Annotated in this window: 8 protein-coding genes; 2 read left to right on the top strand and 6 right to left on the bottom strand. The window is 74.7% G+C overall.

The window, feature by feature from the left end:
- Positions 1 to 569: copper resistance CopC family protein (locus AB0L34_RS31835; protein WP_363709135.1), on the top strand; the 569-nt coding region annotated here is incomplete at its 5' end.
- Positions 570 to 1,019: 450 nt separating this feature from the next.
- Positions 1,020 to 1,592 carry an SRPBCC family protein gene (locus tag AB0L34_RS31830; RefSeq protein WP_357458783.1) on the top strand — a complete coding sequence of 191 codons (573 nt, stop codon included), beginning with the start codon at positions 1,020 to 1,022 and terminating at the stop codon, positions 1,590 to 1,592.
- A gap of 40 nt (positions 1,593 to 1,632) precedes the next feature.
- Here the strand turns inward: AB0L34_RS31830 and AB0L34_RS31825 are convergent, their stop codons facing one another.
- The 6 genes from AB0L34_RS31825 to AB0L34_RS31800 all read right to left on the bottom strand — a co-directional run.
- A complete protein-coding gene (locus AB0L34_RS31825; RefSeq protein ID WP_363709133.1) occupies positions 1,633 to 2,970 on the bottom strand; it encodes a cytochrome P450 in 1,338 nt (445 codons plus the stop codon).
- On the bottom strand, positions 2,967 to 4,406 hold the full coding sequence (locus AB0L34_RS31820) for an NDP-hexose 2,3-dehydratase family protein (protein WP_363709131.1): 1,440 nt from the start codon (positions 4,404 to 4,406) through the stop codon (positions 2,967 to 2,969). Before AB0L34_RS31820 ends, AB0L34_RS31825 begins: the two co-directional genes overlap by 4 nt.
- A gap of 84 nt (positions 4,407 to 4,490) precedes the next feature.
- On the bottom strand, positions 4,491 to 4,757 hold the full coding sequence (locus AB0L34_RS31815; protein WP_363709129.1) for a MoaD/ThiS family protein: 267 nt from the start codon (positions 4,755 to 4,757) through the stop codon (positions 4,491 to 4,493).
- Between the two features lie 2 nt (positions 4,758 to 4,759).
- On the bottom strand, positions 4,760 to 5,710 hold the full coding sequence (locus AB0L34_RS31810; protein WP_363709127.1) for an SUMF1/EgtB/PvdO family nonheme iron enzyme: 951 nt from the start codon (positions 5,708 to 5,710) through the stop codon (positions 4,760 to 4,762).
- A 4-nt stretch (positions 5,711 to 5,714) separates the two neighbouring features.
- The gene (locus AB0L34_RS31805) at positions 5,715 to 6,785 is read right to left on the bottom strand and encodes a methyltransferase (protein WP_363709125.1); all 1,071 of its coding nucleotides are present in this window, start codon (positions 6,783 to 6,785) and stop codon (positions 5,715 to 5,717) included.
- Between the two features lie 30 nt (positions 6,786 to 6,815).
- A partial coding sequence (locus AB0L34_RS31800; RefSeq protein ID WP_363709123.1) for a phosphopantetheine-binding protein occupies positions 6,816 to 7,619 on the bottom strand: 804 nt, incomplete at its 5' end.

The raw sequence follows: 7,619 nt of genomic DNA, 5'->3' as shown, positions 1-7,619 counted from the left end.
CCGCCGTCATGTCGAGCACGAGACGGATCTACGCCGGCGCCGCCCTCACCGTTGCGGCGCTGGTGGCCGTCCTCGCCCTCGCCGGCAGGATCGACTCCACCTCCACCGCCGCGTCGAAGGTCGAGGTGGTCTCGCTCGACCCGGCCGACGGCGCCGTCCTGTCGGGCGCGCCGACCGCGGTACGGATCCGGGTCGACGGCCGGCCGGACCTCGCCGGATCCCACATCTCCGTCTACGACGCGGACCGGTCCCTGCTCAACCAGGGGGCGCTGACGGCCGTCGGCCGCGACGGCCTGGCCCAGGCGGTGCGGGTCACCGGGGCCGGTGCGGTCGCCGTCGCGTACCACGTGGTCACCGACGACGGTCGGGACGCCTCCGGCATCGCCCGGTTCACGGTGGGCGCGGCGGGCGGGGCGGCGGCCCCGCAGCCGGAGCCCCCGGCGCCGGCCCACGCCCACGGCATCGACCCGGTCGGCGCCGCCCTGCTCGCCGTCGACGGCCTCGCGCTTCTCGCCGTGCTCGTGCTGCTCGCCCGGCGCCGCTCCCGCGTCGACCGCGACAACGCCTGATCCCGCGACCCGTCCCGGCCCGCCCGCCCGGTGGCCCGCCCGCGCCGGTCCGCTCTCCGGGTCCCGCCCGGTGGCTCCCGTCTCGGACCATTTCCAGGGCCCGCCCGTCCGCCCGTCCGCGCGTCCGCCCGTCCGCCCGTCCGTGCGTCCGCGCGCCCGGCTCGCGTCGCGGCTATCTTCCCGAGGCCCCGCCGCCCGGGTCGCCGCCCGGTCGTCGCCCGGGTCGCCGATCGGGCCGGCCCGGACGGTCGCTCGCCGTTCGGGGCAGCGCATCGTCGATCACCGCCCCGGCGCGCCGCCTTCATGTCACCCGCTCGTGTGGTGCGGACGTGGGGCGACGGCGCGGTGGGCACAAATCGGACGTTAGGTAAGTCATGGCTGCTAAAGTCCTCGACGTGCGGGCCGGACCGGCTCCGCTGGCACCACGCACCAGCAGGAAGGCCATGTGGCATGAACAAGACGTCCGACGTCGTCAGGGACACCGAGCGCGAGCTGCGCGATCACCCCAGCGGCATGAACGCCCTGGTGGTCCGGCGCAGCTACGACGCCTCACCGGAGGAGCTGTGGGACGCCATCACCGATCCCGAGCGCCTGGTGCGCTGGTTCCTGCCGATCTCCGGTGACCTGCGGGTCGGCGGGCGCTTCCAACTGGAGGGCAACGCCAGCGGCGAGATCCTGCGGTGCGAGCGGCCGAACACGATCGGCCTGACCTGGGAGTCGAGTGACGGCAGCAGCGAGGTCGAGCTGCGGCTCACGCCGGCGGGGGACGCCACCGTCCTGGAGCTGGAGCACGCGCCGGTGCCGGCCGACATCATCCCGAACGCGGCGCCGGGGGCGTGGGGCATCGGCGCCGGCTGGGAGATGAGCCTGGTCGCGCTGGACGACTACCTCGCCGGCACACTGCCCGAGGGCCGCGCGGTCGACTGGATCGCCACGGCGGGTCCCGAGGACATGGCGGCCGCGTCCGAGTCGGCCGAGCGGATCAGCCAGGCGTGGACGACGGTGATCGCCCAGCGGGGCTGACCCCCGGCGCGGTCCCGCCCCCGGCGGCCGTGCGGTCGGCTCACCAGGCGACCGGCAGCGCGTACAGGCCGAAGATGTTGCCGTCCTCCTTGAGCGGCAGGTCGTCCACGTCCACGGTCAGCCGCAGCCCCGGCAGCCGCCGGACCAGCCGGCTCAGCGCGACGTCCAGTTCCAGCCGGGCCAGGTGCTGGCCGGGGCAGATGTGGCGTCCGTAGCCGAAGGCGAGGTGGTGGCGGGCGTCGCGGTCCGGGTCGAACTCGTCCGGGCGGTCGAACGCCGTCGGGTCCCGGTTCGCGGCCTGGCCCAGTGCCACCACCCCGTCCCCGGCCCGGATGGTCACCCCACCGATCGTCACGTCGGCGGTGGCGGTGCGCGCGGTCGCCGCCTCGACGACGGTGAAGTACCGCAGCAACTCCTCGACGGCGGCGGGGAACCGGTCCGGCTCGGCGCGCAGGCGGGCGAGCCGCTCCGGATGGGTCAACAGGGCCAGCACGCTCAGTGAGATCATGTTCGACGTCGTGACGTGCCCGGCGACCAGCAGCACGAAGGCCATGCTCACCACGGCCTCGTGGTCCGGCTCGCCGGCCGCGCGCTGCGCGGCGAGCAGCCGGCTGAGCACGTCGTCACCGGGGTGCCGCTCCTTGTCGGTCACCACGTCGTCGAGGAAGTCGCGGATCTCGCGGGCGCACCGGGCCCGCTCGTTCGCGGGCGCGCCGCGGCTCAGCATCCGGGTGGACCGGCGTTCGAAGAACGCGTGTTCGCCGTACGGCACGCCGAGCATCTCGCAGATCACCCGCGACGGCACCGGATAGCTGAACGACGGCACCAGGTCGGCGCTCGACCGCCCGGCCGTCATGGCGTCGAGGTGCTCGTCCACCACCCGCTCGACCAGCGGCCGCAGTTGTCGCACCCGCCGCGCGGCGAACTCGTCGACGATCTGGCGGCGGGCCGCGGTGTGCTCCGGCGGGTCCATCCAGTTCAGCGGGGGGCGGAAGTTCTCGAACGAGGCCTGCCGCTGGCTCTCCGTGGTCGGCGCGAACCGCGGGAAACCGGCCCGGCGCCGGTCCGCGCTCATCCGCGGGTCGCCGAGCACCTGCTTGACGTCGGCGTACCGGGACACCACCCAGGCCGTGTTGCCGCCGAGCATGGGCAGCCGGGCGACCGGCTGTTCGGCCCGCAGCCGGGCGTACTCGGCCGGCGGGCCGAACGGGCACCGGCGGGGCAGCGGAAACGCGTCGATCCCGGCCGTGCTCTCAGCCCCGGCCGGCCCGGCCGCCACAGTCGGCTCGGTCGCCACAGCCGGCTCGGGTGGGACCGCCGGCTCGGCCGTGACCGCCGGCTCGGGTGGGACCGGCCGGCCGCCGTCGCGTCCGGTCATCGCAGCGCCCGCAGGCAGAGCAGGAGGCTGCGGGCCTCGATGTTGACCTGGTAGCTGAAGGCCGCCACGGCGGTCAGCTGGCGCAGGGTCAGCCAGGTGTAGTCCGGCGGTGTCGCGGTGGGGAAGTCGGGGCCCACCTCCACCACCATGTGCCGGGTCACCGCGTGGTGGAACCGCCCGCCCTCCTCCGACTGCAGCACGTCGTAGTGCACGCGCACCTCGTCGGAGAGGACCAGGTCGAGGTACGCCGGGCGGCCGTCGCGGGCCGGGCCGGTGAAGTTGTCCGGGGTGCACTGCACGGTCGGCCCCAGCTCGACGGTGTCCCGGTAGCCGGGCCGCAGATCGGCGTGGGCGAGCACGTGCAGCACGCCGTCGATGCGTCGGACGACGAACGCCACCAGACCCGTCCCGCACGGCGCCAGCAACGGCTGGCACCACTGCGCCACCTCCCGGTTGCTGGCCCGCACCCGCCGGCCGACGATGCGGAAGAACCGGCCGGAGCGGTGGCGGATCTCGTCGTCGGTGCGGTACCAGTCCCGCACCTCGCGCAGCGGGACCTGCCGGGTCGCCAGGGTGGGACCGGCCTTGTTGGCGGTCAGCCAGTTGCGGACCTCGAGCAGCGGATGCCACGCGCCGTCGTCGGCGAGCGAGGACTCCGCCACCGCCCGGCCGATCGCCCCGGCGTCCCCGTCCCCGCCCTCGTCGGCGACCGCGTGGCCGGGCAGGCAGGACAGCACGGTACGGGCGTCCATGTTGACCAGGTTCGGCCGGTGCAGCAGGTCGTGGATCTGGCCGAGGGTCAGCCACACGAAATCCTCGTGCGGTGCCACCTCGTCGGCGACCTCGACGATGATGTTCCGGTTGCGCTTGCCCCGGAACCAGGAGCCCTGCTCCGACTGGAGCACGTCCACGAGGACCCGGCCGCGCCCCGGTTCCAGGAAGTACTCCACGTAGCGGGACCGGGCGCCGCGGTGCGTGCGCTGGTAGTTGCTCGGGGTGGACTGCACGGTGGGGGAGAACTGGACGCCGTTGACGTTGCCCGGCTCCATCTTGGCCTGCATGAGGAAGTGCAGCACCCCGTCGATCTCCCGGGCCAGGATGCCGAGGATCGCCCGGTCGGGCTGGTGGATGATCGGCTGCCACCACTCGCCGACCGGCCCGCGGTCGGTCCGCACGTGCAGGCCCTCGACGCTGAAGAACCGGCCGCTCTCGTGCACCAGGTCGCCGGAGTCGGGCGCGAAGTGCCAGCCGGTCAGGTCGGCGAACGGCACCTCGGTGACCTCGAACGGGTTCGCCCGCTGTCGCTGCGCGAGCCAGGCCGCCAGCCGGCCGGCCGGGCGGGGGCGGTGCCGGGCCGACCGGGCCAGCCGGCGAGCGAGGTCGTCACGGTCGGCCCGGCCGGGGCCGGGTCGGGCGTCGGTGTGCGGCAGGAGCATGCTTCCTCCCTGACGGGGACGCGCTCGGCGGGACGCCGGTGGCCGGACGCCGGCCGGGTCGGGACCGGGCGTCCGACCGGTGGGTCAGCCCCCGGCCAGCGGCGGGACGATGGCGACCGTGCTGTCGGACCGGGCGGTCACCCGGGACCGGTCCGCCTTCTCGACGAGGTCCCCGTCGAGGTAGACGTTGTAGTAGGTCAGCGGCTCGCCCGTGTCGTCGAGCAGCCGGCGGCGGTAGACGGGGTACGTCTCGACGAACTCCCTGATGACGTCCCGCACGGTGCCCTCGTGGCACTCGAAACTCTTCTGCCCCCGGTGGGCCCAGCCGGCCGACAGCAACACCGTGACCATCGCTACCTCCCGTTGTCGTCGACGTCGGGGACCGCCGTGACGTCACGCGCACAACGGAAGCCGAGAGCGAAGTTGGACCATCCGGTCGGGTCCCCGTACAACCGTTCCGCGCACCGCACCTGGTAGCGGAAGTTCATCCAGGACCCGCCCCGGATCACCCGGAAACGCCCCATCACCAGGTGGATCGTCGGGTCGCACCGGGTGGTGGGTGAGTACAGGTGCGCCACCGTGGACGTCCACTCGTAGACGTTGCCGGTCATGTCGGCGCACCCGTCGACGCTGTCGCCACGCGGCGAGAACGCGCCGACCGGCGTGGTCTGCGGCATCGGCCCCTGGGCGGCGTGGATGGCCCCCCACCAGGTTCGCCAGGCGGCCAGGTCGCCGAGGGCCCCGGCCGTGTGCTCCGCGGTGTTGGCGTTCCGGCTGTCCCAGGTGTCCCCCCAGGGCCAGAGCCGGTACGACGGGCCGGTGGCGGCCCGCTCCCACTCCGACTCGGTGGGCAACCGCCGGCCCGCCCAGCGTGCGTACGCCTCGGCGTCCGCGAAGGAGATGTGTACGACAGGGTGGTCGTCGCGGTTGCGGACGCCGCTGCCGTAGCCGGCCGGGCGGTGCCAGCAGGCACCCTCGAGAACCTCCCAGTACTGCTCGCCGTAGACCATGCTGCCGCCGGCCCGCTCGGCGGACGTGACGTAGCCGGTGCGGGAGACGAAGGCGGCGAACTGGGCGACGGTCACCTGGTGCCGGTCGATGAGGTAGTCGGGCAGCGTGACCGGAATCTGCGGCGTCTCGTCGGTGAACCAGTCGCGGGGGAACGCCTGGCCCTCGCTGTCCAGCCAGTCCAGCGTCCGCTCGGGCGAGCCCTGCAGGAACGTCCCGCCCGGGATGCGGACCATGTCCTCGGGGGGCGCCTCCGGCGCGGGCCGGGCGGCGTCGAGGTCGCCGATGCGCGCCATCGCGTCAGCTCCCGTCCGGCCCGGTGACCGGGGTCGGCGTGGCCTCCAGGATGCCGACGACGCTCGGCGCCGGGCAGGGCGTGACGGACTCCAGCCGGAAGCCCGCCGCCCGCAGCAGCTCGCGGAACTCCGCCACGGTGCGCTCCCGGCCGCCGTGGCAGACCATCATGTTGAGGTCGTTCATGACCACCTGGGCGACGCTCGGCGCCGTGGTGACCGTCGCCGGCATCAGCGACTCGACGAGGATCACGCGGCTGTCGGGCCGGGCCGCCCGGCGGACGGTGCGCAGCACCTGCACGCACTGCTCGTCGTCCCAGTCGTGCAGCACGCTCTTGAGCACGTAGGCGTCCGCGCCCGGCGGCACGGAGACGAAGAAGTCACCGGTCTCCACCCCGCACCGGTCGGCGACGCCCTGCTCGGCGACGGTGCGCGCCGCGTCGGCCAGGCCGTCCGGGGTGTCGAAGACCGTGCCGCGCAGGTGCGGGTGCGCCGCGAGCACCCCGGCGAGCAGGGCGCCGCTGCCGCCGCCCACGTCCACCACCGTGCCCAGGTCGCCGAAGTCGTACGCCGACAGCAGCGTGGGCACGAAGGCCCGCGAGCCCTCGGCCATGGCCGCGTTGAACGCCGCCTGCCGCTGCGGGTCCGCCATCAGGTGGTCGAAGCAACTCCGGCCGTGCACGTGCTCCCACGCCACCTCACCGGTGCGCACGCTGTGTTCGAGCTGTCCCCACGCGGCCCAGCTCTCCGGCCCGGACAGCAGCAGCACCAGCTCCCGCATCGATCCGGTCACGTCCGCCCGCAGCACCTCGCCCTGTTCGGTGAGGGCGAAGGTGCCCGGCGCGGGCTCGTCGAGCACCTCCAGGAAGACCAGCGCCCGCAGCAGCCGGCGTAGCGACGGGGCGTCCGCGCCGGTGGCCGCCGCGAGGTCGCCGACGTCCCGCGCGCCGTCGGCGAGCAGGTCCGGTATCCGCAGCCGGACCGCCACGTGCAGCGTCTGCGCCGTGAAGAACCCGTAGATCAGCTGTTGCATCCGGTGCCGCAGCCCGGGTCGGGCGGCGGTCGTGGTGAGTTCCATGCGCTCCTCCGGGTCGACGCGTCCGGTGGGTCAGTGGGCCGCGGCGCCGGCGACGGCCCCGTCCGGCGACGGGGTGGCGAGCAGCTCGGCAAGGTGCACCGCGATCGCCGTGACGGTGGGCTGCTGCCAGAACAGCGAGGCGGGCAGCACCTGGTGGTAGGTCTTCTCCAGCCGCCGGCGCACGATGACCGTCATGACCGAGTCCATGCCCTGCTGCACCAGCGGCAGGCGCGGGTCGAGCGCTTCGGCGGCCAGCTTCATCTCGGCGGCGACCACCGCGCGTACCTCCTCGATCAGGCGCTCGCGCAGCTCGTCCGGGTCGAGGTCGGCCAGGGACTGCCGGGCCGGGCCGGTGCCGTCGGTGTCGGCGGCCGGGGCGTCGGGGACCACCGGGTAGCGCAGGCCCGTGAGCCGGGCGGCGACCGTGCCGTCCGCCCCGGAGACAGTCACGTCGACGGTGTCCTCCCGCCCACCGTCCTGCACGACGTCGACGATGGCGACGGCCGGCGGCGCGCCGGTCGTCCAGATCCGTTCGATCGTGTCGACGAGGCGCAGCCGTGGCTCGCCGGGGAACGCGGCCGGCGCGATGGACACCGCCGCGTCGACGACGGCCGCCCAGTCCTCGGCCGGCTCGGGGAAGCGGACCCGGGCCCGCAGCCCGCCGTTGCCGGTGGTGAGGCGGTCGACCCGCCACGGGAAGCCCGTCTCGGGCACGCCGACCCGGGCCAGCCGGTCCCGGACGAGCCCCGGGTCGGCGACCACTCCGCCCGGCCCCCGGGCGTCGACGGCCCGCGCCGGCGGGGCGTCGTCGTCCCGCGCCACGCGCGCGGGGGC

Origin of the sequence: Micromonospora sp. NPDC052213, from assembly GCF_040679695.1 — a bacterium.
Lineage (GTDB): Bacteria > Actinomycetota > Actinomycetes > Mycobacteriales > Micromonosporaceae > Micromonospora.
The sequence above is the reverse complement of the archived record's forward strand: the minus strand, read 5'-3'. Positions and strand labels throughout refer to the sequence as shown.